This window comes from Rivularia sp. PCC 7116 (assembly GCF_000316665.1).
Lineage (GTDB): Bacteria > Cyanobacteriota > Cyanobacteriia > Cyanobacteriales > Nostocaceae > Rivularia.
In genome coordinates, this window is the sequence record NC_019678.1 from 689392 (window position 1) to 715840 (window position 26449).

General features: G+C 38.5%; 19 protein-coding genes and 3 tRNA genes. 11 read left to right on the top strand and 11 right to left on the bottom strand.

Translation table 11 applies throughout. From position 1 onward, the window contains the following. Positions 1-7 precede the first annotated feature (7 nt). Complete coding sequence (locus RIV7116_RS02575; protein WP_015116704.1) at positions 8-1549, top strand: hypothetical protein; 1542 nt, start codon at positions 8-10, stop codon at positions 1547-1549. 100 nt (positions 1550-1649) lie between these two features. On the opposite strand, the gene RIV7116_RS02580 is transcribed toward RIV7116_RS02575, so the two are convergent. After that, on the bottom strand, positions 1650-2474 hold the full coding sequence (locus RIV7116_RS02580; protein ID WP_015116705.1) for a sulfurtransferase: 825 nt from the start codon (positions 2472-2474) through the stop codon (positions 1650-1652). Positions 2475-2608: 134 nt separating this feature from the next. On the opposite strand from RIV7116_RS02580, the gene RIV7116_RS02585 reads away from it, so the two are divergent. The 3 genes from RIV7116_RS02585 (at position 2609) to glmU (ending at position 6790) form a co-directional block, all read left to right on the top strand. Continuing rightward, positions 2609-3514 (top strand): tRNA (5-methylaminomethyl-2-thiouridine)(34)-methyltransferase MnmD, encoded by a 906-nt coding sequence (locus RIV7116_RS02585; RefSeq protein WP_015116706.1) that lies wholly within the window; start codon positions 2609-2611, stop codon positions 3512-3514. A gap of 595 nt (positions 3515-4109) precedes the next feature. Then, positions 4110-5336 (top strand): two-component system response regulator, encoded by a 1227-nt coding sequence (locus tag RIV7116_RS02590; protein ID WP_015116707.1) that lies wholly within the window; start codon positions 4110-4112, stop codon positions 5334-5336. 98 nt (positions 5337-5434) lie between these two features. Further along, positions 5435-6790: a bifunctional UDP-N-acetylglucosamine diphosphorylase/glucosamine-1-phosphate N-acetyltransferase GlmU gene (glmU, locus tag RIV7116_RS02595; RefSeq protein WP_015116708.1), complete on the top strand. Its 1356-nt coding sequence runs from the start codon at positions 5435-5437 to the stop codon at positions 6788-6790. A 216-nt stretch (positions 6791-7006) separates the two neighbouring features. Here glmU and RIV7116_RS02600 read toward each other — a convergent pair whose 3' ends face one another. The 3 genes from RIV7116_RS02600 to RIV7116_RS02605 all read right to left on the bottom strand — a co-directional run bounded on the left by RIV7116_RS02600 (position 7007) and on the right by RIV7116_RS02605 (position 11346). Then, positions 7007-7960: an isoaspartyl peptidase/L-asparaginase gene (locus tag RIV7116_RS02600; protein ID WP_015116709.1), complete on the bottom strand. Its 954-nt coding sequence runs from the start codon at positions 7958-7960 to the stop codon at positions 7007-7009. Between the two features lie 237 nt (positions 7961-8197). Continuing rightward, positions 8198-8365: a DUF2256 domain-containing protein gene (locus tag RIV7116_RS34660; protein WP_015116710.1), complete on the bottom strand. Its 168-nt coding sequence runs from the start codon at positions 8363-8365 to the stop codon at positions 8198-8200. A gap of 113 nt (positions 8366-8478) precedes the next feature. After that, on the bottom strand, positions 8479-11346 hold the full coding sequence (locus tag RIV7116_RS02605; RefSeq protein WP_015116711.1) for a GAF domain-containing protein: 2868 nt from the start codon (positions 11344-11346) through the stop codon (positions 8479-8481). A gap of 192 nt (positions 11347-11538) precedes the next feature. On the opposite strand from RIV7116_RS02605, the gene RIV7116_RS02610 reads away from it, so the two are divergent. Further along, positions 11539-12678, top strand: a complete 1140-nt coding sequence (locus RIV7116_RS02610) for a quinone-dependent dihydroorotate dehydrogenase (RefSeq protein ID WP_015116712.1) — start codon at positions 11539-11541, stop codon at positions 12676-12678. 112 nt (positions 12679-12790) lie between these two features. Here RIV7116_RS02610 and RIV7116_RS02615 read toward each other — a convergent pair whose 3' ends face one another. Next, positions 12791-13552 carry a hypothetical protein gene (locus RIV7116_RS02615; protein ID WP_015116713.1) on the bottom strand — a complete coding sequence of 254 codons (762 nt, stop codon included), beginning with the start codon at positions 13550-13552 and terminating at the stop codon, positions 12791-12793. Positions 13553-14107: 555 nt separating this feature from the next. Between RIV7116_RS02615 and RIV7116_RS35645 the strand changes: the two genes are divergently transcribed. The 6 genes from RIV7116_RS35645 (at position 14108) to RIV7116_RS02630 (ending at position 17881) form a co-directional block, all read left to right on the top strand. Next, positions 14108-14237: transfer RNA gene (locus RIV7116_RS35645), tRNA-OTHER, on the top strand. A 230-nt stretch (positions 14238-14467) separates the two neighbouring features. Continuing rightward, a tRNA-OTHER gene (locus RIV7116_RS35650) sits at positions 14468-14595 on the top strand. A 25-nt stretch (positions 14596-14620) separates the two neighbouring features. Next, a tRNA-OTHER gene (locus RIV7116_RS35655) sits at positions 14621-14745 on the top strand. 36 nt (positions 14746-14781) lie between these two features. After that, complete coding sequence (locus RIV7116_RS02620; protein ID WP_015116714.1) at positions 14782-16386, top strand: TROVE domain-containing protein; 1605 nt, start codon at positions 14782-14784, stop codon at positions 16384-16386. A 414-nt stretch (positions 16387-16800) separates the two neighbouring features. Then, positions 16801-17475 (top strand): HAD family hydrolase, encoded by a 675-nt coding sequence (locus RIV7116_RS02625; RefSeq protein ID WP_015116715.1) that lies wholly within the window; start codon positions 16801-16803, stop codon positions 17473-17475. A 109-nt stretch (positions 17476-17584) separates the two neighbouring features. Further along, positions 17585-17881 (top strand): hypothetical protein, encoded by a 297-nt coding sequence (locus tag RIV7116_RS02630; protein WP_015116716.1) that lies wholly within the window; start codon positions 17585-17587, stop codon positions 17879-17881. A 455-nt stretch (positions 17882-18336) separates the two neighbouring features. Here RIV7116_RS02630 and RIV7116_RS02635 read toward each other — a convergent pair whose 3' ends face one another. The 6 genes from RIV7116_RS02635 to RIV7116_RS02660 form a co-directional block, all read right to left on the bottom strand. Further along, positions 18337-18714, bottom strand: coding sequence for a hypothetical protein (locus RIV7116_RS02635; RefSeq protein ID WP_044290731.1), 378 nt, complete (start codon positions 18712-18714; stop codon positions 18337-18339). 150 nt (positions 18715-18864) lie between these two features. After that, positions 18865-19470 (bottom strand): molybdenum cofactor guanylyltransferase, encoded by a 606-nt coding sequence (locus RIV7116_RS02640; protein WP_198287571.1) that lies wholly within the window; start codon positions 19468-19470, stop codon positions 18865-18867. 100 nt (positions 19471-19570) lie between these two features. After that, on the bottom strand, positions 19571-20023 hold the full coding sequence (locus RIV7116_RS02645) for a nitrate reductase associated protein (RefSeq protein ID WP_015116718.1): 453 nt from the start codon (positions 20021-20023) through the stop codon (positions 19571-19573). Between the two features lie 457 nt (positions 20024-20480). Beyond that, complete coding sequence (locus tag RIV7116_RS02650) at positions 20481-22775, bottom strand: molybdopterin oxidoreductase family protein (RefSeq protein WP_015116720.1); 2295 nt, start codon at positions 22773-22775, stop codon at positions 20481-20483. A 308-nt stretch (positions 22776-23083) separates the two neighbouring features. Further along, positions 23084-24628: an MFS transporter gene (locus tag RIV7116_RS02655; RefSeq protein ID WP_015116721.1), complete on the bottom strand. Its 1545-nt coding sequence runs from the start codon at positions 24626-24628 to the stop codon at positions 23084-23086. A 274-nt stretch (positions 24629-24902) separates the two neighbouring features. Continuing rightward, positions 24903-26447 (bottom strand): ferredoxin--nitrite reductase, encoded by a 1545-nt coding sequence (locus RIV7116_RS02660; protein WP_015116722.1) that lies wholly within the window; start codon positions 26445-26447, stop codon positions 24903-24905. Positions 26448-26449: the final 2 nt, after the last annotated feature.

Here is a 26449-nt window from a genome sequence, read left to right on the forward strand (position 1 = left end):
TTTTAAGATGAAATTAAAAGATTGGAAAAAATTGTGTTCGTATGCAATGTTAGCCTCGGGCAGTACAGCATGGTGTTGTACTGACGTAGAAGTGGTAGAAGCTGCCAATCGAAGTATCCAAATTAATAAAGAGGAAATTGTCTCAGAATTAAATTCCCAGCCACTAAATCAATCTTCTTTAAATCTTGACCGCATCAGAGTAGATGATAAGAAGAATATAAACATCCCAAGGTTTTCAACAGATAGAAACTTTTTTCATATTTCAGAACCCGAAAAGGATGAAATTGCTTTACAACAAAAAGAAGTAATTATACCCACCATTGTTTCTGACATCCCAAATCCAAATAAGCAATTAAATCATAAGTCACGAGATAGAATCTCAAAAAATGGGACTCAACGGCTTATTCAACAGCCTGCCCCATTTTTTTGCGAAAATTGTAGACTAATACAAGTAGTGCAAAATCCGGACTTGCAACCACCACCGCCTCCGGAAAATGTCGAAAAAGATCCGCCACCACCACCACCACCATCTCCAGAAAATGTTGAAAAAGATCCTCCACCTTTAGAAAGCCAGCCTACAGATTTTCCTGCAACTTCTCAGGAAGAAGTCGAACAAAAGTTGGATACTCTTGAAGACGAACGTTCCAAAAGATTAGAAAGGTTGTTGGAGCGACTCGAAGAGAATGAAAAACAAATGGGTTTTTTTAATAATGAATTAGGTACTATTAGAGCGGAGAAAGTTCCTATCGAAGCACCCCAACCTCCAGAAAAAAAACAACCGCAACCAATAGAAAAGCCCGTACAAAATTTTAAACCTGTCGGATATTTGTTAGGTCGTGTCGGCTACTTCCATACAAGTAATATCTTTTCTTCTAGAAATAACCCAATCGATGATGGTTTAATATTTTCTGGACTTACACTTGCAGCAGCACCCTTCAAAATTGCACCTAAAACGTACCTGAATGGTTCAATTGACGGCAATATAATTCGATACAGCGAACAATCTGAATTTGACTATAACCAAATTAGATTTAACTTGGGTATTTACCAGCAACTGACTAATAAAATGTACGGAGAAATCGGATGGAATAATCAGCAGTTATTTTATTCAAAAAACAGCGATCGCTTTAATTTTTCCTCCGGTGATAAATTTTTAAATGAAAACTCTTTCCGTTTATCTGTAGGAAGAAGAGACGCTTTAGCGCCAAAGTTAAACTTGGATAGTTTTTATGAATTTCGCCTGAGTCTTACAAACCCACCTGAAAAACGCAACCGAGTTATTAACTATGTCTGGTTATCTTTAAACTATAATTTACAACAGTCATTGCGAGTCGGTATTGACTATCAGTTTAACTTATCCAACTTTTTAGAAAGAAGCAGAGAAGACCAGTATCATCGAATATCCGCTAACTTGAAATACGGTATATCAGAACTCAGCAGCATCAACCTACAAAGCGGCTTCACTTTAGGTGGCTCCACAGATCGGAATATTGACTTTGATGGCTGGTTTTTCGGGATTAATTACAATTGGGATATAGGACAGTTTTGATAACAGCTAACAGTTACCAGTTACCAGTTACCAATTACCCATTAGCAATTACCAATTACCTAGCCTCAAAGATATGATAACTGTTTAACAGAAGATGATATTACTCGTAATAACTAATCCAATCGCTCCAACTACCAGGATAAAGTTTACCCGTATTAATACCTGCCAAATCTAAAGAAAGTAAATTAACGCAGGCTGTAACACCTGAACCGCAATAAACTATGATTTCTCGATCATTTTCTAATTTTTCCCAGCGCTGGCTTTGCTGTTCTCGGGGAAGTAAATAACCATTAGAATCGGTTACTTCTTTCCAAGGATAATTCATTGCGCCAGGAATATGACCAGCTATCTTATCTATTGGTTCTCTAAGACCTTGGTAACGCTCATTGTCTCTTGAATCTATAAGAGCGGTATGAGATGAGTCTTTACTATTCTTTACAGTTTCTCTATCTACTATCATTTGAGTTTGCGGCTGAGGTATAAATGCTCCCTTGCAAGAAGTGGGAAGAATATCTGTAACGGGAAATTCTGATGCCAGCCATCCATTAAAACCCCCATCTAGGACTGCAACTTGTTTGTGTCCTAAATAGCGTAACAACCACCACAACCGAGATGCAAAAGCAAAACGTGAATCATCATAAGCTATTACAAAAGTTTCTTCATAATTCACTCCCATCGCAGATAATTTATCTGAAAATTCCTCAATATCGGGTAAAGGATGTCTTCCTCCATGCTGTTGTACCTTTGATGAAAGGTCTTGATTTAAATCTAAATAATACGCTCCTGGAATATGGCTAGTTTCATACTGCTGCTTTCCCTCTTGTGGATTAGCTAGGGAGAAACGACAATCAAATATAGCAATATCGGGATGGTTGAGATTCTCAAAGAGCCATTGATTAGAAACAATTGAAGAAGTGTGTTTCATAATGATTTATTATCGGCTAACAACTGTAATATCGTCAAAAAACTCTAAAAGTTTAAACACAAAAACTAAAAGTTATAAGTTTTAAATTTTCAAATCTGTATTATAAAAATCTAAAATATCAAATCTAAAATTTAATGACTAATCAAGATTTTACACCTAAACTCACAGCAGATGGCTCATATACTTTCTTTTCTGAAGAATTTAACGAATCATTTCATAGTCATTTTGGAGCCAAGCAGGAAAGTTATTTCAAGTATGTTGTTCCTACTTTATTAATAGAAAAAGCTGGATTAGGAGTTGTGCGATTATTAGATATTTGTTATGGGCTAGGATACAACACGGCAACAGCAATTGAAACAATTTGGGAAGTTAATCCTGAGTGTTTTATACAAGTAGTTGCTTTAGAAGTAAATCCAACAGTACCCCAAGCAGCGATTAAGCATCAATTATTTGAAAATTATAATAGTAATTCAATAGACATTTTGACTAAGTTAGCTTTTAATTTTCATGTCAATACACCATCTTTCAAAGCCGAACTGCTAATTGGTGATGCTAGAGATAAAATTAACCAAGTGTATCAATCCGGTTTTAAGGCTGACGCAATTTTTCTCGATCCTTTTTCGCCGCCTCAGTGCCCTCAGCTATGGACAATTGAATTCTTAAATCTAGTTTCTCAGTGTTTACAGCCAGATGCTTTACTAGCCACTTATTCTTGCGCTGCTGCTGTACGCACTGCACTTTTACATTGTGGATTAAACATCGCTTCAACTTCTCCGGTAGGTAGAAAAGCACCCGGAACTGTTGCAAAATTGAATTCTCTATGTTCCATAGACAAGCAAACAAAAGACTTAAATTATTATCCACATCAATTTGCTTCTCTCTCACAATCAGAAAAAGAACACTTACAAACTCGCGCAGCTATTCCCTACCGAGACCCAAAATTAATCGATTCCCCAGAGGCAATCATTAAACGGCGCGAACTCGAACAACAGGATTCCGATTTGGAAGCTACATCGCGTTGGCGTAAACGTTGGCTTTAAAGAAAATAGTTGATTTCTATTGAGGAAATTGCTGGTATAATACTTGTCTGCACGTAACGGTAACTTTTCCCATTACCTAGTTATAGTTGATGCTTAAGATTGTGCTTTATTAAGTAATATAAACTATATTAATTTTACTTACTATCAACAATATCTATTACTTATACAATAATTTAACTTTAGGATCGTAATATGTTGAGCATAGAGTATAGGTTCATAAATATATTGTTGGTTCGGCAAAAATACTATATGTACTTTATAAAATAAATTTTTTAAGTTTAAGTAATTGTATTTCCTGATATATATACCGTAATTCAAAGATTATGTGAACGCCGCTATCAATATAAATATCCGTGTAAAACCTGATTGAATATTGGCTTTAGTTGAACATACTATAATTATAGAACTGTGGAAAAATGCTATCAAATTTCTCCACATTCTTTAAAAAAACATTAAATAAATTAGTATTGTATTTTGTGTCAAAGTACCTAGGTATCAATGATTAAAAGCCTAGAAAAATGCTTTTTGAAATACATTAAAGTACTAAACTAGTTTTTGAAACATTGCATTGTTGCTAAACAAATGGAGTGCCTTTGTGATTCAATGGAAATCCAATTATACAGGTTCTACCGAGCTAAAAGTTGCTGGGTCAAACCCCACAAACCGATACAACAGAGTCGGTAAAAATCATGCCTTACCAACGGAATCTGAGCGTCATAGTTCGGAATTATCTACTCATGATTTAAAAGTACAACAAACTGACAGCGAGGATTCTAGTAATTATGGTCTGAAAAATACCAATAGCAATTTATTGTTTTCAGCAACCTTACAGAACAAAGAATATAGTTTAGATTGCTTTGAAAATGATGTTCCCAAAGTTTTAGTAGTTGACGACCATGCTGCTAGTAGGATGACAGCAGTAGCACTTTTAGGAATGGAAGGCTACGAAGTGATTGAAGCAGAAAGTGGTTCTGTTGCGGTGCATTTGGTCAGCGAAAAACAACCGGATTTGATTTTGCTTGATGTCATGATGCCCGAAATGGATGGCTTTGAAGTTTGTCAACTACTCAAGCAGGACGAGCAAACCAGGCTGATCCCCGTGATTTTCATTACGGCTCTGAACGATAGGCGATCGCGAATTCGGGGAATTGAAGTAGGAGCGGATGATTTTTTAAGCAAACCCTTTGACAGAGTGGAATTGGCCGCACGGGTTAAGTCTTTAGTTCGTCAGAAGCGTCTGAATGAAGATTTAGATCATGCAGAAAAAGCACTGTTTTCTATTGCAAGAGCGATTGAAAGCCGCGACCCCAATACCGGCGATCATTGCGAACGGCTGGTAAACTTAGGAAAAGCTTTCGGCGAATATCTTGGTCTTTCGCGCAATCAAGTTAGAGATTTGATGTGGGGAGGCTATCTTCATGACATTGGTAAGGTGGGAATTTCCGATTCGGTATTGCTCAAGAAAGGAAAATTAACACCTGCTGAGTGGGAAGAAATGAGACAGCACGTTTTAATTGGAGAGCAAATCTGTCAGCCGTTACGCAGTATGCGCGGAGTAATCCCCATTATCCGCAGCCACCACGAACGTTGGGATGGTAGTGGCTATCCTGATGGACTCAAAGAAAATGAAATTCCCCTCTTGGCTCAAGTGTTTCAAATGATTGATATTTATGATGCCTTAACAAGTGAAAGACCCTATAAAAAGGCTTTTACACCTACTGAAGCATTATCAATCATGATGGAAGAAACAGACAAAGGTTGGCGCGACAAAAAACTAATGCAGCAGTTTACTGAATTCATCAGCACCATAAATCACAGTTAATTGTAAGCGATTAACATTTCGGTTTGCTATGTAATCGGGTATATTTTAAGCCGAAAATAAAATATGTAATCGTATTTATCTATAGCTGTTGGCTGATTATGGTAGTAGTAGCAATTTTAGCGGCTGGTCGCGGTACAAGAATGAAATCAAACCTACCAAAGGTTTTGCATTCTTTAGGCGGAAAATCTCTTGTCGAAAGAGTTATTCAAAGTGTTGAACCACTGCAGCCGGAACGTCGGATAGCGATTGTAGGTTATCGAGCCCAAGAGGTAAAAACAGCCTTGCAACCCATTCCTGATGTTGAGTTTGTCGAACAAACCGAGCAGTTAGGAACGGGTCATGCCATCCAGCAATTACTACCTCATTTAGAAGGGTATAGTGGGGATTTGCTTGTTCTTAATGGTGATGTACCGCTCTTACGCAGCGAAACTTTAACACATTTCTTACAAATCCATCAAGAAAATCAAAATGCGGCTACTGTTCTTACAGCAAAACTACCCAATCCTAAAGGATATGGGCGAGTTTTTTGCGATGACAAGAATGTATTACAGCAAATTATTGAAGATAAAGACTGTACTGCCGCTCAAAGAGAAAACCAGCGTATTAATGCTGGGGTTTACTGTTTTCGTTGGAAAGATTTAGAAAAGGTATTACCTCACCTACAGACAAACAACGCTCAAAAAGAATATTATCTCACTGATGCCGTTACTAAAGTTACCCCAGTTATGGCGGTAGATGTAGAAGATTTCCAAGAAATTGGAGGCATCAACGACCGCTTACAATTATCAGGTGCTTACGATATATTGCAAGCAAGAATCAAAGAAAAATGGATGAAAGCTGGCGTAACTTTGATCGATTCCGCCAGTATCACTATTGATGAAACAGTAGAATTAGAACCAGATGTAATTATTGAACCTCAGACTCACTTACGGGGCAATACAGTTATTAAAGCGGGAAGTCGTATTGGTCCGGGAAGCTTAATTGAAAATAGTTTGATTGGCGAAAACGTCACCGCCAAATATTCGGTCATTTCTGATAGCACAGTCCAAAATTCAACCCAAATTGGACCTTACGCCCACTTACGCGGTCATGTAGAAGTTGGTGAAAAATGTCGCGTAGGTAATTTCGTTGAATTAAAGAATAGTAAATTAGGCAACGGAACCAAAACCGCTCACTTATCTTACTTAGGAAACACAACCACAGGTACCAAAGTAAATATCGGTGCGGGTACAATTACAGCCAACTATGACGGTGTAAACAAGCATAAAACCACAATTGGTAACAATACCGGAACTGGCTCCAACAGCGTTTTAGTTGCACCAATAACCTTAGGAAATAATGTATACGTAGCAGCAGGTTCAACAGTAACAGATGATGTCCCCGACGACAGCTTAGTTATTGCACGTCAGCGTCAAACCGTCAAAGAAGGATGGAAGATGAAGGGTAAGGAGTAGGAGTAATGGTAATGGGTAATTGGTAATAGGTAATAGGTAACAGGTAACAGGTAACAGGTAGTCATTCACCGCTCGTAATAAATTTACAATTCCCCGTATCTTACTCTTACCAGTTTCCTAATTTCCCAATTACTAGTTGCTTGCCAATTAGCAATTACCAATTAGCAATTACCCATTCCCAAACTTTGACCTTTGACCTTTACCCTTTAACCTTAATTAAAGACATCCAACCTGCATTACTTCGGAAGCTTCCAAAGTATCACCAATTTTTTCGCCGTCATGGTAAGCAGCAAGTAAGACTTCGCTGGTTTTGCCCCAAGCAATTGTTCCTTTTGCATCAAGGGCGATCGCTCCCAAATCTCGTTTATTTTGATGCGATTCATTAAATGAACGCTGCATGGCATCTTGAAGAGTCATTCCATCACCCACACGCACCACAATTCGTGGTGCTAAACATTCATCGATAATATCTTCACCAATACCCGTGCAGCTTACTGCTGCATCTTTAGTAGCGTAGTTGCCTGCTGGCATGGCGGAATCACTAACCCTTCCGATACGCTCAAAACCCTTACCTCCGGTAGAAGTTCCAGCAGATAAATTTCCTTGACTATCTAAAGCGACTACGCCAATAGTGCCTCGTCCGGCATTGCCGTTTGATACAAGTTCTTTTTCGGCTACTACTCCAGCCATCGTCTTTTTAAAATTATCTTGACGCTCCTGCAACCACTCTTCCAAACGTAGGTCGGTTAGAGGATTATAACTAGGTATCTGTAATTCCCGTGCTAACTCCGCAGCACCATAATCCGAAAGAACTCTATCCGAAGAACTTTGTAAAGCTTTAGCTAAATCAATCGGATTTTGGATTCGTGTAATATTAATGACACCACTAAAACTTTGTGTTATGCCATCCATTAAAGCAGCACTCATGCGAACTTGACCATCGGATTGCAGTACCGAGCCAGTACCGGCATTAAAACAAGGATCGTCTTCTAACATTTGACAACCCTTGACAACCGCTTCACTTGCACTACCTCCGGACATCAGCACAGAATAAACTTCTTCTACTACCTTATGAAGAGAGCGGCGTACCTTTTCCACTCCTCCTTTACCTTGAAGAGAGCTACCAGCTCCTCCATGAATAATTAATTTAGGTCGCACCTTGAGATTCATTTTTATTATTTACTGTTTAATTTTTTATAGACATGACTTAGGTAAGTTTCACAACACTCGGGTAGTGCGTGACACTATAAGCCTTATTATTAACTTCAAAACGAGTCAAAGTATCACAACCCCTACAAACAAATGTGCCGGTTGTCTAAGTCCTAATAAAGTCAGTTGATTTGCAATTACTCTTGGAAGCATCAATAAGTTTCCAGAAGTAATATTCATAATCTCATTTTCTAGCACTTAATTTTCATCATTATTACTAGCTTCCGAGCGCCGACGACGGCAACGTTCAGAACAATATTTTACGTCATCCCAACAATCTGCCCATTTTTTGCGCCAGGTAAAAGGACGCTGACACACCGGACATATTTTCGATGGTAAATCCGATTTAGAACGGTTGCGTCCCATGAGTCTAAGCCGATCTCCGAAAAATTTATTATAAGTTAGGGCGCGGTGCAGTGAAGGAGAAAGGGAATATAATTACTTACCCTCAAACTATTTCATGCCCAATACCCAATCCCCTATTCCTCAATCGGTAAAAGCAAACGACTAACTACTCTAGCATCTGGTAATTGATAGAAATCCAATTGCCCTTGAAGTTGTTGTATTAGTTTCTTACATATCAATAATTGCTTTATAGGTAAGTGTTCTTGCTTAGATTGAGTGAGTAAGTCGGGGAAAGCATCTTGCTGTAATTCTTCTAATAGCTCGGGATTAATAGTACCGTTGTCTGTAATTGAAACTTCTAGGGTTTGCGGTTCTAAACGACGGCACCAAATATCTATTCTGCCGCCATCTTGAGAACGATGACAAGCTGCAATTAATAATTCGCTGACAATTAACTCAATTTTGCGGATGTCGCCGCTGACTATTATTTGTGAATTAGAGATGAAAGAATCATCAATATAAGAATCTTCACCTTCAAGTTTTTGTCCTAAACCATGCACTCCTACCCAAAGTTTATGCTGTTTAAGCAATTTATTAATTCCTTTCAAAGAACCTTTTAATAGACTTGCGATCGGTAAAGTTTCTTTATGAAAAACTAGTTGCGACTGTTCGAGCTTTAATAATGCAGTTGATGAAGCAACAGTATTATCTAATTGTCGTAATAATTGCTGATAGCGTGTCAGAGTTATTTCGTCATCTGGAATACCTAAATCGTGTATTTGACTCAGTAATGTGACAGTATTTTGCCTGACATTTTCAAATGTTCGATGTTTATACCAATTTAGTTGCTGCAATTCCTCATTTTTCGCACAAGCAAATTGTGTAAATTGTTTTTGCCGACTAAACCAGGCTAGTTGATTAACAAGGGTTTCTACAGCATCCAAAATTTCTGGTGACCACTGTCGGTGAGGATAATCAGCCATTAATATTACGCCAGTAGGTTCGTGTTCTTGCCGCGTGCGTAAAGCAATAAGCAAAATTTCGCCAATTCCAGTACCGCAAAGCCACTCTCTAGTTGATTCGGGCAATTCTGAAGCATTAATGCTGACTAAACCTTCTACTTTTAGTGCTGAGCTAATCAGTATGTCATTTTGGAGCGGTATCGTTGTTTCTGCAATCACTTTAAAATGATTGTTAGCAACAGTCCCAGGTATAATTTGAGCAAATTCGTCACCAGTATTCCAAGATAGGAGCAGAGTTAAAGGACAATTAAGAATTGTGGCTATTTGTTCTAGTACCAAGCTTTCAGCGAGATGTTCTCCTTCACCAGATTTGCTATCTTCTACCGTTTCAAGAACGCGCAGGCTTTGCCCGAAAGTATGCCAAATTTTTTGCTGATTTTGAGTTTGCTGATAAAGTTGCCACTGACGAAAAATTACCCCTACTTGTTGAGCAACGGTTTTGACTAACTCTTTTTCTAAAGTGGTCCAAGATCGATTGTTTTCGCTGCCAATAATTAGAATTGCATCATTGTTGTCTTGAGGAGTACAGTTGCTAACTAAAATAGAACGCAATCCTGCTTCAAGTAAAGAAGAACGCCAATTAAAGAATCGTAAATCTTCCTCTAGGTTTTCCACACTTACAGCTTGTGTAGAACGCTCCAAAAGTTTGGCATCTACTTCTTTTAATTCCTCTAAACCAAATTTTAAATGTCGCCGATTTGATAATTGGTTTTGGAAAAAAAAGTTGTATTTGTATAGTTCTCTATCGAAAGACAGTAATAAAAAACGATTTGCAGCTAATCTGTTTAAAACTTTTACCGCACAATTATGTAAAACCAACTCAATATCTTCATCGTTATAAATGCCTTCTACTATTTGGCTTTTTAGGTAAGCATCTTCTTGAATTTGTTGAATAGTGCTTTCCATATTTTCGGTTAAAGAAACTAGCGAAATTAACCCAGCAGCACCTTTGACAAAGTTTTTATCGACTTCCGTCCAGATACGAGGTTCTTTTCCTTCCACTGCCAAAAAACCCAACAAATTCTTTTGCCAAAGTATTGGAGCAACTAAAAGACTGCGTGCATCAAGACGTTTGAGCAAGTTTTTTGTACTGTAACTTTTCAGCGAACTGCGTCCGTCTCCAATCCAGACAAGTTGATTTGCTGATAAAGCGTAATAAAAATCGCTTAAATCTTCTACCGTCAAAGCGGTTTTTGCTTTCTGTTGATTTGAAACTTTACCTAAGTTAAAAAACTGAGTGCTGATTCTACGCCAAAAAGAACGTTCTTGGGGACTAAACCAGTAAACGTTTGTTCGAGTCGGAGCGATAAACTGGTGAGTAGCAGATACTACAGACTCCAACCTTTGTTCCAAAGTAGCCAGAGTTCTTAATTTTTCTAAAAGTCTTAGTAATACCTCATCTGGTTTCTTAGTTTGCTTGTTTTGTAAATCTATTTCTAGTTGGAAAAGTGCTGCTGCAAGTTCTCCCACTACAATCATTAGCTGAGCCTTGGCTTCGCTACCGATCAAGTAACCCCAACGTTTAGAGCCAAGTAATAAGACACCTAAACAACGGTCTTTATGGCGGATGGGTAACATAATTGTTCCCTGAATATCGAACTTTGTCGCTATTTCTTGCCATCCTTCCGCTCGTTTTTCCATTCGTAAATCAGCTACACCCATTGGACGTTGCTGGATTACGACTTGTTCTAGCAAATCTCCCGGACTTAAAACTACCCGTTGTTGAAAATAACTATTGTCATAATTACTATCCGGTGTCGCACCACCTTTGCCGAACAATATATGATTGAGACGGTCGTAAAGAGCAATCCAGATTAAAGAATAATCAAACTGCTCCTTAATATATGAAATAGTCTTTTCAATCAGAACCTCAGCATTATCCTCTTCCCTCAAAGTTTGAAGGATGCGCCCCAAAGAGAAGATTTGCTGCTCTGCGGCTGTAAATTTTTGATGCTGCCTCATCTGATTATTGGTAAACATAGCCTGTTACCATATAAGATGCCCAAAAAATGGGCTTAAGTTTAGCTCTCAATTATTTTCAGATGGGGAGATAAGGAGACAAGGGGACAAAGATAAAAATAATTACAGTTCTACTTATAACTTCTTACTCTTAACTCATAACTCCCAAATGCTAACTAAAAACCGTAATTCTATTTTATTTTTCAAACTAAATTGGATATTTATCAAGTTGCACTACGTCCGCTCTTATTCAACCTAATCAAAGCAGATCCCGAGAACCTGCATTCAAAGACAATAAATACTTTAGAGTGGTTGGGAAATAATGCCCATAGCCAACCCAGTAGCTCTATTAAAAGTCGTTTGCAGCAATCGTTTTGTCTGCAAGATTCGCGTTTGTCACAATCTTTGTTTGGGTTACAATTTCCCAATCCCGTTGGCTTAGCTGCTGGGTTTGATAAAGATGGTGTTGCAACCCCTATGTGGTCTAGTCTGGGTTTCGGTTTTGCAGAAATTGGAACTGTGACATCACTTGCACAACCGGGAAATCCCCGCCCTCGCTTGTTTCGCTTACCAAAAGATGAAGCCGCTCTTAATCGCATGGGTTTTAATAACTGCGGCGCAGATGCAATGGCAGCACGTTTAGCAAAACTCACTTTAAAGCCTAACCCTTTAATTCCTATCGGTATAAATTTAGGTAAATCCAAAGTTACACCCTTAGAAGAAGCCGCCAATGATTATCGTCACAGCTTTAACTTACTGAAAAATTACGGTGATTACTTTGTAGTAAACGTTTCTTCACCGAATACTCCAGGATTACGAAAACTGCAAGATGCAGCCATGTTAAGCTCTATTCTGGATGCTTTACAACAAGAAAATAATTTACAGAAACCAATATTTGTGAAAATTTCGCCAGATTTAGAATGGGAAGCAATTACAGAAATTGTCTCCTTGGCTCAAAGTTACAAATTGGCAGGAATTATTGCTACTAATACAACTATTAAGCGTGAAGGATTAAATACTAAGATACTTGCTCAAACTGGTAAATCGCTATCAGAAGAAGCGGGTGGAATCAGCGGTAAACCAGTAAGAAAAACTTCCACAGAGGTAATTAAGTATATTTGGCAGCAAAGTCAAGGAGAAATCCCCATTATCGGCGTAGGTGGAATTTTTACAGCAGAAGACGCTTGGGATAAGATTACTGCTGGTGCTTGTTTAGTACAGATTTACACGGGCTGGGTTTATCAAGGACCGGGAATTATACGTAGCATTCTCCAAGGTTTGCTGTTGAAATTGGAACAAAACGGATTGAATTCCATTTCTGAGGCTGTGGGATTAGCTGTTAAAGATAGTTAGTGGTTAGTTGCTCTGCCATTCCCTTTTGAGACAAATCAAAGGGTGCATCTGTTGTTACTCAATTAAGAACTGCTACAAAATATGCACCCAAAGAATTGAAAATTAACTTATGCTAACTTGATACTTTGCTTTCGTCTTCCACTGGAAAAAACTCCTTAGTATCTGGAGAAAAAGTCCAAGCAATTCCATCTGGATCTTTATTTCGACTCCATTCTGGAAATTGTGGATCGTCTCTACGCTTGAACACCGTGCTGGAATAAACTCCTAAACGTTTAGCAAGCTCGGATTGAATCAAAGAACCCAAGAACAGTTGTTTCTCCAGAGGCTTGTTGACATGCTCTGCGTGTTCTACAGTTTCTTCTGGCAATTCTTCCACAGTTGCTAATTCAACAACTGGCTCTCCCTCAACTTTTACGGGAACAGTTTCAAGTAGTTCTTTGTTTAAAGTCGCAGTCGGCTGCTTACTAAAGTCTATTTCCGGTTCGCTACTATCAAGGATGCTGCCTAAAGTATTAGCAGTCATAAAATAGTAGACTTTATTGCCATCATCCGAATCAGCAATACTCGCGCCAAATTCAGAAGCTTTAGCATCTAAATATCGCTTTGCCTTGCCTCCATTGAAATTACCTTGCAAAGCTAAATCCATAGGGGTAATTCGACCTTGGTTTTCTCCAATTAGCTTTTGGAAAACCGGGTTTACCTTACTACACCATTGCTGCCATCTATAGGTTCGCCACAAATTAAACCCAATAAGTACGGCAAAAAATCCCAGCAAGACTCGCCAAGCTGAGACTAGGAAGATAATTAAAAACGAAAGTGGCAAAAGTAGAAGCAAAAAACCTTTGCCCGAGGTTTCTAGTGTTTTTTCACTCATGCCTAATTTTATTGCTAAGTGATTTATTTTAGGAAATATTATTATCTTGGCAAAAATTGGGACAAATATTTGTATTGTTTGTAGATTTGCTGGAAAATTTTTTGGAAATAATCAATTTATCTACAGTTGGAGATTATTGTAGATTCGCCAGCAAATCCTCAAACAAGACTATATTTCTGTGATTTTAGACATATAAAGGCAAAAATAGTCATGAGTATTACATTCAGGCAAAATGAGCAAATATTGTGACCAGCAATACCAGCATTAAATCAAATGTTATCGTTTGGTGATATTTGAGATCGAAGAGTTAGTGGTCTGTTTACTAGCTTTGATAGGGTTTATCCAATCCCACTACTTATTTCTAATTCTCCAGTAGGCTGCTGTAAAACCTTTCAAATTTAATCCAATCTAACAGCAGCACTACCTAAAAGAATAATTTTTTAATCTCTTGACACTCTATAATACATATACTACATTAGTAATACAGAGCGAGAAACACAGAAAATTGTTTCTGCTGTCTAATTACACAAAAAACTCAAAATTTCAAATATTTAAGCAGGGATAGTTTAGTAGCCTAGAACGCCGTAAATATCCTTATTCACAACTAGCCCCATAGGGGACGAAGAATTTAGGGTTATCGCCTTCCACGCCGGAGACGCGGGTGCAAATCCCGCTCCCTGCTCCAATTAAATTTAATTCATGAGTTATAACTTTTGAGGTAGGGGTGGCCGAGTGGTTTAAGGCAGCAACTTTTATTCCTTGATTAACAACTTGCCCGCTTAAGGGACGAATATTAAGGGTTATCGTAATTTTTGACAATAGAGCTATCTGAAAATTAATTTTCAGAGGTATCTGTTCGTAGGTTCGACTCCTACCCCCTACATCAAAAAAAAATCAAAACATCAATATTCATGTGGCGAGTAGCTCAGTTGGATAGAGCGACGGAAGTATATCCTTTTTCACAAACTTACCCTTCGGGGACGGAGAATTAGGTTTATCGTCTTAATCCGTGCGTCGCAGGTTCAAGTCCTGCCTCGCCACCAAAAAACCGAAACAAATACATCTATGTGGTAGGTAGCTCAGGAGTTAGAGCGCTTAAACATCTTTGTTCAAAACTTGCCCTATCGGGGACGACGAATAAAGATTACCGCCTGTCAAGCGAGAGGTCGCGGGTGCAAATCCCGCTCTACCACCTTCCATTTTGTCCGTAAGGGCTGGGAGTTAAAATAATGAACTATAAATTTTTTACTCAAAAAAATCAAAAAACGCCACAAAATCAACCCATCCCTGGCAGAGAAGCAGAAATGATTCGGGGACGTAGCGGTGGTTATATGTTTGATGCTGGTATATGGCAAATGCTGCGCCGCTGTTTGCTGATTGGTACCGCAAAAAGTACTTATTATGCTGGGAAGCGTGAATTAACAGAAGATTTTGTCTCAACCGTGCAAGAAGCTATTGCTAAAAATCCCAGTCGCGTTGCTGAAGAAATTCTTTATGCTAGCGATGGACGTGCCATCAACAACAGCGCTCCTATTTTTGCTTTAGTGTTGCTTTCTATGGGTGAAACACCTGAAGCTAAAGCTGCTTTTACAGAAATCTTTCCGAAAGTTGTCCGTACTGGAAGTCATTTTTATGAATGGTTGAGCTATACAAAGTCGCTGCGAGGTTTTGGTAAAGTTGTGCGGGAAGCCGGTAAAACTTGGTTATCTCGCCCCGATGCTAAAGGTTTGGCTTATCAATTGTTGAAATATCAGCAACGTCATGATTTTACAAACCGCGATGCTTTGAGGTTGTTTCACGTTAAACCACCAACTCCCGACCATGAATTATTGTTTCATTGGGTAGTCAAAGGTTGGGAAGAATTACCAACGAATATTCCCAGTGAAGCTTTGGCACAAATTTGGTGGTATGAATGGTTGAAGCGCAATCCAGATAGAGCTACTGAAGCAATTACTAAAGGACGCTTAACCCATGAAATGACTGCACCAGTAGCCAAAATGGATAAGCAAGCTTGGCAATTGTTATTCAATGAAATGCCAATTGGTGCAATGTTGCGTAACCTAGGTTCGCTAACTGAATTAGATGTATTACGAATCGATGAACCTGCAAGCCTCGATAGAGTTGAAGCTGTTTTAAATAGTAAAGAACATTTGCGTAAAGGACGTATTCATCCCATTGATGTTTTGAAAGCCCTCAAAACCTATCAGTCGGGAGGTAAATTAGGACGCAGTAAAAAAACTTGGAATCCAGTTAGCCGTATTGTAGACATTTTGGAAAAAGCGGTAGAACTGTCTTTTGATGTGGTCGAACCCACAGGTAAAGTGTTCATGCACGCTGTTGATATTTCTGGTTCCATGTCTTACACCAGTGTGAGTTCTATTGGACTTACCTGCTGTGAAATTGCCACAACGATGGCGCTGGTTACCGCAAAAGCTGAGAAAAACTACATGATTCGCGGGTTTGCTACAGACTTCCGCAACTTGGGAATTACTGCTAAAGATAGTTTTAGTTCGGCGATCGCCAAAGCTAGCAGTCAAAACTTTGGCGGAACTGATGCTTCAGTTGCTTATGAATGGATGATTAAAAACAACTTCAAAGCCGACGTAATTTGTTTTTGGACTGACTCAGAAAGCTGGGCTGGTAGAAGTCATCCATCGCAAGCTTTGGCAAGATATCGCGAAAGAGTAAATCCCAATGCCAAAGCTGTCTACGTCACTCTGGCACCTTACCGGATTACTTTGGTAGACCCCAAAGACCCTTTTTCCTGGGACATTGGCGGATTTGACCCAGGTGCGCCGCGTTTGATTCAGATGTTGGCTAAGGGTGGTTTCTAATTGATTAAATAATTAAATATGAGATGGGGAGATAGAATTAAAAATTTCTCTCCTTCTCTCAATCACGGCGGGTTTTCCTTGTTCGCAACTTGCCTATCTGGGGACGATGAATTTAGGATTACTGGATAAAATCTCCACCATTGTGGGGATGAACGGGTTCAATCCCCGTACCCGCCTTTATTTCTAATGTTTACAAATATATTATTTCTTTTATTCACTAAAATATATTTCAATCACAAGAAGGTTTAATTTAATATTTAGTATTTGCTAATCATTAATTTAAACAGGATAAATGTGTACTAAGAATGATTTATTTATATTCATAAATATGCCTTGAGAGCAGTTTAGTAAAAATATATAACTGTTAAATTATTGATGAAAATTATTTGCAGTTTATAATTTAATACCAAAAAAATGGCATTTAAAGGCGTAATTTTAGATGTAGATGGAACTCTTGTTCTCAGTAACGATGCTCATGCTAATGCTTGGGTAGAAGCGTTTGCGAAATACGGTTATGAAGTCAAATTTGAGGAAGTAAGACCTTTAATGGGAATGGGTGGGGATTATATAATTCCTAAATTTGCGCCGGGACTTTCTGATGAAGAAGGCACAGGTAAAGAAATTAGTAGTTACCGTAAGGAAATAGTTCTTGATAAATATATTCCGAATGTTTCTCCTGCAAATGGTGCAAGGGATATGGTTTTGAAGTTGAAGGAAGAAGGTAAACGTATTATAATTGCAACTTCAGCAAGCGATAAAGAACTCTCAGCTTTACTCAAGATTGCCAAAGTAGACGATATTCTCAGTCAAGATGACGCTACAAGTTCTGACGATGCCGAAAATTCAAAGCCAGCACCGGATATTGTAGAAGCTGCTTTGAAAAAGTTTGATATGCAGCCTGAAGAAATCGTGATGATAGGGGATACTCCATACGATATTGAAGCTGCAAACAAAGCCGGAGTCAAAGTAATTGCAGTACGTAGCGGTGGTTTTGATGATTCTCGGCTTTCTAAAGCTATCGCAATTTATAATGATGCCGCCGATTTGGTTGAAAACTATGACAGTTCGACTTTAGCGAGTGCGGGATAATATTTATATTTCTGTGTCGTTTGTAATAGATTTACTTTTATCGTAGTGTGGTTAAGAAAGGGTTATCTGAATTTCTAGCCACTTACATAAAATATCAAATTCCGCATTTATGAAATTAATTGCTTTAGTGCTGGTTTCTCTAAGTATTATATTTTCATTCGCTTTCCCCGCGAATGCTGCAATAACCTGCAAGGATTATAATGGACAAGAAGTGTGCGTTCTTAATATTAAGCGTAGTGCTAAGAGATATTGGAATTACAGAACGACTATTAGTATTGATGGCAAAAAACAACCTACAGAAATTTATAACTGTCGTAGCGAATACAAAATTAAAAATGATGGAAAACTAGTAAGGTTTAAGGAAGATGGTGTTGGTAATTTGATTTGTAAATATTTTAAGAAGTAGTTGATGTTATCTGTTTGATAGCGATTTCTAAATAAATTAAACTGCAGAGACGCAGAGGACGCACAGATGATAAATAGAGAAATAGATAGCTCATTTTATTGTTAAAAATGAGTTTTTTTCGATGAGATTTTATTTATTTTGTGCCACAAGTATACAAGCGAGAACAAATACGGTAAAACCTACATAGCTAAATACAGTTATCCAATCCTGCCAGTTTGGAGGAAGTATTAAAGATGAATTATTCATTGGTTGAAAATTAAGAACAGATTTTAATTAACTTTCTCTAAATTAAATTTAAATTGAAAGTGGTTACTAAAGTCAATGGAAAAGTATAAAAATATCGAGAATATATTCAACGTATATTAACATATTATGCAAAAGTAGAACGTCGCATAATCCCGACGATTAATTGAAATATAAACTGTTTTTTATATAGTGTTTGAGATAGATTCTGTTTAATCTGTTACTTTGCATTGTTCAATTTCAGCGATAGCTAAGAGTAAAGTGTCTTCGATGTAAGAGCGGAATTTAAGGGTTATATCAGAATCGCTATTCAAACAGTTTATGAGTAATTCATTCGCGAAGTAGTATTCATATAATAATTCTTCTTGTTTTTTATTGAACTGCCAATCATGTCCAATATTGCGATGTTTCACTAACATAATTCTTAATTTCTCAGAGAGTTCATTAAAATTACGTTCCCATTTTAATTTCCAGGAATTTGCATCTTCTTCAAAAGACGTGGTAGATGAAAATATTTTTAGTTGTAAAATTCGCCGCACTTTAATCGTTGTAGCTTTACCAGATAGAGAAGCTGAAATATTTGAATTCAATAGAACAAGCTTGATTGACTATTGGAAACTCTGGAATTATCGACTTAAAATATTTATAATCTGAATTAATTAAAAATATTGTACTTCTTTTTAGTCTGCACAGGCAGACTTTGTTTATGTAGCCCCAGACTTGTAGTCTGAGGGCTATTATTATTTCAAATCCCCCGGATAATTACAATTCAACAACATCAAATCAATTTTTTCATCAACTTCTAAAGCTTCAACTTCAATCCCTGAAAGCAATTTTTGAAACGAACGCTTTCCAGATTTCAAAAAACTATCTAATTCAATTTTCACCTCTTTACGATAACACCCACACATCGGTTCCCAAATATCCGCACGTCGAGGGACTAAAGCCAATGTTGAAGCTGGTATTTGTGAAAGTTTATTTATCCAGCTTTGAATAATTTCTACATCTAATAAAGGTAAATCGCAAGCAAGTAATAGTATCCAATCAGCAGAAATTTGTTCCAACCCCTCGGATAAACCATTTACTGGTCCTTTCCCCGGTTGCGTTTCAATTAGATAATTACAATTTGACGGCAAAATATTTTGATAGCGTTCAACCCAAGGAGTCAAAATGTAAACTTTTTGGGTACATTCAGCAGCAACTTGATAAACCCGTTGCAACATCGGTTTGCCTTTGTAGAGTAGAAGTGCTTTATCTATTCCCATACGAGAACTTTTACCACCTGCGAGTATTAAAGTAGCGATGGAGGAATTGGGAGATAGGGAGGTAGGGAGATGGGGAGACAAAGGTTAGAGGGGGTAGAGGGGGTAGAGAGGGAGAGGGGGTAGATTTTTAAATTCCTCAATCCTAATTCAAAATCTAAAATTTTAATGACCTTTGAGCTATTTAAACTAATCCAAATTCTTCAACTGCTGGATAAAAGTTCTTATTCTCATGACTGGGACGACTCAATTTTATCAATGCAAAACGCTGTAATGGTGTCAATTTTTTCCATTCTTTAACTGTAATATTAACGCTGGATTCTGCTGCTTTTGTTTGTGTTGCTTGAGGAATCTCTTCCTCGTTCATCCAAGCAGGATTTTCTTCTATAGGAAGTTCTTTTGCGGGAGTTCCGGTTTTTTCAACAATTAAATGTTGCAAGAATTCTCGATACTTCTGACATTCTTCTTTACTCGTACATGGCATTTCAACTAAGGTTTGACGTTCTGGTTCGGTAAATTGATGCCAGTGAGATAGTTTCAGTTTGACTCCGCAGTTGTCGAGTTTGAAGCGTACCTGCATGGGGATGCAGCGCAAGCTATCAACGAAATCAGCCTCGAATTGGAAAAAGTCGCTCATTAGGTTATGACGTAGCCGAATTCAAAATTTGTTGAGCAGTTTTATGCAGTTCGTATCTTTTACCGTCGCTTGAAAACCGTTTAATAAATTAACGATGAGTTATTTGCTTGGGTAGTGTTTGGGTCATAGTCAACGCATGAGCATATATTTGAATTTACCATTTTTAAAGCATCTTACTTTCGATATGGTAAAGAGTGTTTATGAGACTAGTTTTTACACAATTCTGTAACTCTGGTTACTTTTTGTAAAAATAAACAGTTACATTCACTACATTTTTCAAATCTTTTCTAAAATGAAATTGCTGAATTATCTATCTTAGAAAAGATTTTTTAAATGAATATCAAACATTTAAGGACTGACATAGAAAATAATGGCGTACTTATCGGATATCGCCAGCATAATATTCGCATGATTTTTTTAGTAGTATTTGGTTCGTTTGTCTTGGGTATAATTCCGATTACTTATGGTTTGAGGTTGACACCGGAATCAACTCAGAATGCTGTAACTGTTCCTGGTGAGGCAAGTCTCTGGAAGCCTGTGGGAGAGCGCTAACTTTAACAAGTTGCACCGCACAAGCTTTGAGTTCTGGTTCTAAAGATATTGGACAAGATAAAGGATGGGTAAGGCTGTTTGCTTCGGCTTCCGTTGCCCACAAAGCGCCCCAGTGCATCGGAATAAAAACTGTTTTGGGTGCTATCGCTTTAGTTACTTTTGCACTAAATTTAGCTGTTCCCCGACGAGATTTTATTTCTACCCAATCTCCTTCTGTAATGTTTAATTTGACCGCATCGCGGGGATGAATTTCGATAAAGGGATGAGGATGCATTTTGACGATTTTCTCAATTCTCCCAGTGCGGGTTTGGGTATGCCAATGACCGTATAATCTTCCAACGGTAAGAATAAAAGGATACTCTTGGCACGGTGGTTCTGCTAGTCCGCGAGAATGATAAGCCGCAAATTTTGCTCTTCCATCTGCGGTATGAAAGCGTAAATCTGTATAAAGACGCTTTCCTTGGAGTGGTTCTTGTTTAGTGAAATTTTTTAATAACGACGAGAAGAAGCCGGAATCATTTTCCTCTATTTCTATCTCTGCTTTTTGAGTGTCGTACCATTGCATTGGACCAATACTTGCTAAATTTTCGTGACTGATTTCTCCCATATCGCAAGGGCGATCGCGAGTTAATTCAACAAATTCGGCATGAACTGCGGCTGAATCGTCAAAAGCAAATTTATCCGCAAAACCAAGACGACGAGCTACTTCGGCGAATATTTCCCAATCAGCTTTGGCAACACCTGGTGGTTCTCTAAATTTTGGACACAAAGTAACAACTCGTTCTGAGTTGGTCATGGTTCCAGTTTTTTCACCCCATTGGGCTGCGGGCAATAAAAGGTGAGCGTAAGCAGAAGTTTCAGTGGGATAATAAGCGTCTTGATAAATCGTGAAGGGAGATTTAAGTAAAGCAGCTTTAGTTCGCTGCAAATCTGGCATACTTACTGCTGGGTTAGTTGCTGCAATCCATAATAAATCAACATCACCAGTTTCCAGTCCAGTTATCATACTCCATGCATCGCGACCGGGAAAACGAGAAATCTGCCCAGGATTCAAATCCCAAACTTGCTCTACTTCGGCTCGATGTTGGGCATTTTTGACGGAACGATATCCGGGAAGAATATGAGCTAAGCCTCCAGCTTCTCTACCACCCATTGCATTAGGTTGTCCGGTAAGGGAAAATGGGCCAGCACCTGGTTTGCAAATATTTCCCGTCATCAAATGCAGGTTGATTAATGTACGTACTTTGGCAGTGCCTTCAGAAGATTGATTTATGCCCATCGACCATAAAGACAGCACTTTTTTAGAGTCAGCCCAGTAACGGGCAGCTTGTTCGAGTGCATCGATTTCAATACCGCATTTTTGCGAAACTATTTCTGGCGGATAATGGTGAATCACTCCGGCATAACTAGAAAATCCTTGAGTACATTCATCAATAAATAAGCTATCAAAGGCACCCCAGCGCATTAATAAATGAGCAATACCGTTAAGTAAGTCAATATCTGTACCGGGGTTAATTGCTAAATGTAAATCTGCAACTTCTGCTGTTTTAGTGCATCGCGGATCTACAACTATCATTTTGACGTTGCGATTTCGTTTGTGATGCTTTCGCAAACGGTTAAAAACAATCGGGTGGCATTCAGCGGTATTGGTGCCAATTAAAAAGGCACAATCGGTTAATTCTAAATCTTCATAACAGCAAGGTGGTCCATCAGCACCAAAGCTTTGCATATAGCCTGCAACTGCTGAAGACATACACAAGCGGGAATTAGCATCAAAATTATTAGTTCCCAAACAGCCTTTGATTAGCTTTTGGGCAATATAATAGTCCTCGGTTTGAAACTGACCGGAACCATACATACAGATAGTATTTGAATCACCGCGACTTTGGCGAATATTTTGAATGCGTTCAACGATTTTATTAAAAGCTTCATCCCAACTTACTTGTTGGAAAGATTCTGACAAAGCATCTCGCATCATTGGATATTTGAGGCGATTTTTATCGAGAGACTCTGTAACGGTAGCTCCCTTAACGCAAACCATGCCTTTTGATGAAGGATGACTTTTATCACCAACTACTTTCCAAATGGGATTACCTTGACTATCTCGATGAGTTGCACGCCCCGAACTTGCGGGAGGAGAGACTTCTAAACCGCACCCAACTCCACAATAAGGACAAAGTGTTTTAAATGAGTCAGACATATTTTATTTAGGGGTTACTAAATGTTAAAAGAATATTTCAGCTAATATTTTTGAAAGATATATATTAGTAGAATTATACATTTAGCTGTAATAATTGCATTAAAGGAAATTGTTTTTAAAATTAATATAATTAATAAAATATTTACAACCAAAAAGATTATTTCTTCTTCAATTATTATTTGCAGAACTAGGCGTTAACAAATTTCAAACCACCGATTTAATTTTCCCTCACTTAAAAAAATAAAAAAGGAACCGATAAATAATCCATCGTTTATCGATTCCTGAAGTCAACCAAAGTGCAAACGCGATTAATTTACTCTATTAGGTTCGATCACTAATTCAGAGTACTCATCTTCTCCTTCATGATGTTCCGCAAAGGAACCTTCAGGTTCTTTCAAAAAGAACCAGCACAAGAAAGCAACTATTAAAGCCGCAATACCCATCATTTGGAAAAAGACTGTATTCGATTGAGCAATAATTGCTGGAGTCTGTTCTCCACCACCGCTTAACCATTCTGGTAACAAACTGAAGATAGTCAGATAGGCAACCGCACCAACGTTTCCATAAGCTCCAACGTTACCTGCAATTTGACCGGTAACGCGACGCTTGACTAACGGAACAATTGCAAATGTCGAACCCTCTCCAGCCTGTACAAAGAAAGAGCAAGCCATAACTAATAAGATTGCCAGTGGTAGCCACCAACTGCTGCCTACTGTTCCGAAAATCATATAGCCTACACCCATACCAGCAGTTAAGACAGCCATAGTTATTCTGCGGCTACCTAGTTTGTCCGAAATTAATCCACCACCAGGACGAGACACCAAGTTCATAAAAGCATAGCTAGAAGCAATCATTCCGGCCAAAGCTGGGTTTAAACTGAATGTTCCTTCAAAAAAGGCTGGAAGCATAGAAACAACAGCCAACTCCGAACCAAAGTTAACGATATAAGTTAGTTCCAGAATCGCAACTTGAGAAAAATTGTAACGGTCTTTCGCAGGATATTTTTTCTTACCCGAAAGCAAGTCTTTATTTACAACCCAACAGTTATAAGCTTGGAATAAATATAAACCGGCTAATGCTGCCAATACTAATAAGAGAGTTCCGTCACCATATAAACCAACCTTCTTCAAGCGCCAAGCTAGAACCATCAAAATTCCAGTTAGAGGCAAGTTCATTAACATCAAGAACGAGAAATCACGCACGCTGGTTACTTCCAAACCTCTAGCATTCTTAGGCTTTTGGTAAACTTTTCCAGGAGGATGATCCTCTACATTGAAGAAATACAGGATTCCATACAGAGCGGCAACGATACCGCTTCCAGCAATACATAATCTCCAGTTAAGAGTACCACCTGCTCCAAAAGCTAAGAACGCACCAATTGTAGGTAAAGTAAAAGCCGCAGCAGCCGAACCAAAATTACCCCAACCTCCATAGATGCCCTCAGCTAAACCAATCTCTTTAGGAGGGAACCATTCTGCAACCATGCGGATACCAATTACAAAACCCGCACCCACAATACTTAATGCCAAACGACTAACTACTAACTGCGTAAAATTTTGAGCGCTAGCAAACGCTATACAGGGAATCGCTGCATAAATAAGCAATAAAGAATAAGTAATTCTAGGACCGAATCTATCTAATAGCATCCCGATAATGATTCGCGCCGGAACCGTCAAAGCAACGTTACAAATTGCTAAGGTTCTGATTTGACCTACTTCCAAACCAAAGTCAGCTTTAACCTGTGTCGCTAACGGAGCAAGGTTAAACCAAACAAAGAATGAAAGAAAGAAAGCAAACCAAGTCATGTGCAGGATTTTGTACCTGCCGCGAAAAGATAATAATTCTCCAAGCATTGTAATCCTCTTAATAGTTCGCAGTAAGATTTACTTTTAGGTCTAGCATTGACAAAACAAATGCTTTTAAGCTGATTGCCAGACAGGTATGGAATGGGAATAAAAATTGAGAAATGGAAATTTTGAGATCGAAAATAGCTTTCGATTTTGCCTATTTTATTGCGTCGGCTTGGAATTAATTATGTTTGTTAGCGTTAAAAAGACTGTAATAATTAAAACGCTTTTACTATGCATAATTACTAATGAGACTGACCAATTAATTAGCGATTAAAAACTAACTATTCTTTGGTTTAGCGGCAAAAGAGTCGATCAATATTCGTTTTAAGACATTATTAAGTTCGTCGCAAGGAATACCTTTCTGCACGCAAGTTCCTAATTGGGCATCTTTGCCTACTTTGCCACCCATATATAAGTCCACCCCTTCCACCGTCTTGCCATCTTTACGGACTTTAGTGCCCATTAGTCCGATATCGGCTACTTGAGGTTGTCCGCAGGAATTAGGACATCCTGTCCAATGAATTCTTACAGGGTTTGGTATTTCTAATTCTGCATCGAGTTGTTTTGCTAAAGCTGAAGCTCGATTTTTAGTTTCTACTAGTGCAAAGTTACAAAATTGCGCGCCAGTACAAGATACCAATGCTCTTTCTAAAGGTTGGGGACTAATAGAAAATTTTTCTAGCAAAGGCTCTGTAAAGAAATCTTCCAAATTATCATCAAGAATATTCGGAATAATTACATTCTGCTCGACAGTTAAACGAACTTCACAACTACCGTAAACTTCGGCTAAACGCGCTAAATCGAACATATCTTGAGCATAAAGCCGCCCCACAGGAACGTGCAAGCCAACGTAATTCAAGCCAGGTTGCTTTTGCTTGTTAATACCGATGCAATCTCTTTTGTCCCAATCGATTTCATCTTTTGCGGCTGCACTTTCTAAAGTGCGTCCAAATTCTTGTTCAACCATTGAACGGAATTGATCAATTCCCAATTCATCAATCAACCACATTAAACGAGATTTTTGACGATTAGCACGGGAACCGCGATCGCGAAATACAGATAAAATTGCTCGAGATAAATCCACAACATCATCGTTGGGAGGTACCCAAGCATTCAACGGTATCGCAGCTTCACAGCGTCTTGCTGAGAAAAAGCCACCGACTAATACGTTGAATCCTAACTTTTCATTTTTATAAGCTGGAACAAAAGCAATATCGTTGATTTCGGCATGAACCGAGTTATCCCGTCCACCTTCAATAGCAATATTAAATTTTCGAGGAAGATTGGTAAATGCATAATTACCTTTACCATTGTTGGTAATCATGTCTTGGACTTTCTGCACCAATTCGCGGGTATCAACAAGTTCCGAACCATCAATTCCCGCAACTGGCGAACCAGTAATATTACGGACATTATCCATCCCCGATTGCATGGAAGTCATTTCAGCGCCATCCAAACGACGGAATATATCCGGTATGTCTTCGAGACGAACTCCCCGCAACTGAATATTTTGACGAGTTGTAATATCGGCACTACCATCAGCACCGTAACGCTGCACAATCTCGGCAAGTACACGTAACTGGCTGGTAGATAAGATACCATTGGGGGTTCGCATCCGCAACATGAACTTACCTGGTGTTACGGGACGATAAAAAACTCCTACCCATTTAAGGCGATGTTCTAAATCGGATTTCTCCATCGCTTCCCAACCGATTTGAGCAAAATTCTCTAATTCATCTTTGATATCTAATCCATCTTTTTCCGCTTTGATTTTTTCAAACTTGTTAAGAGTTGCCGGTTTCTGGGATTGGGTAGTAGACACGA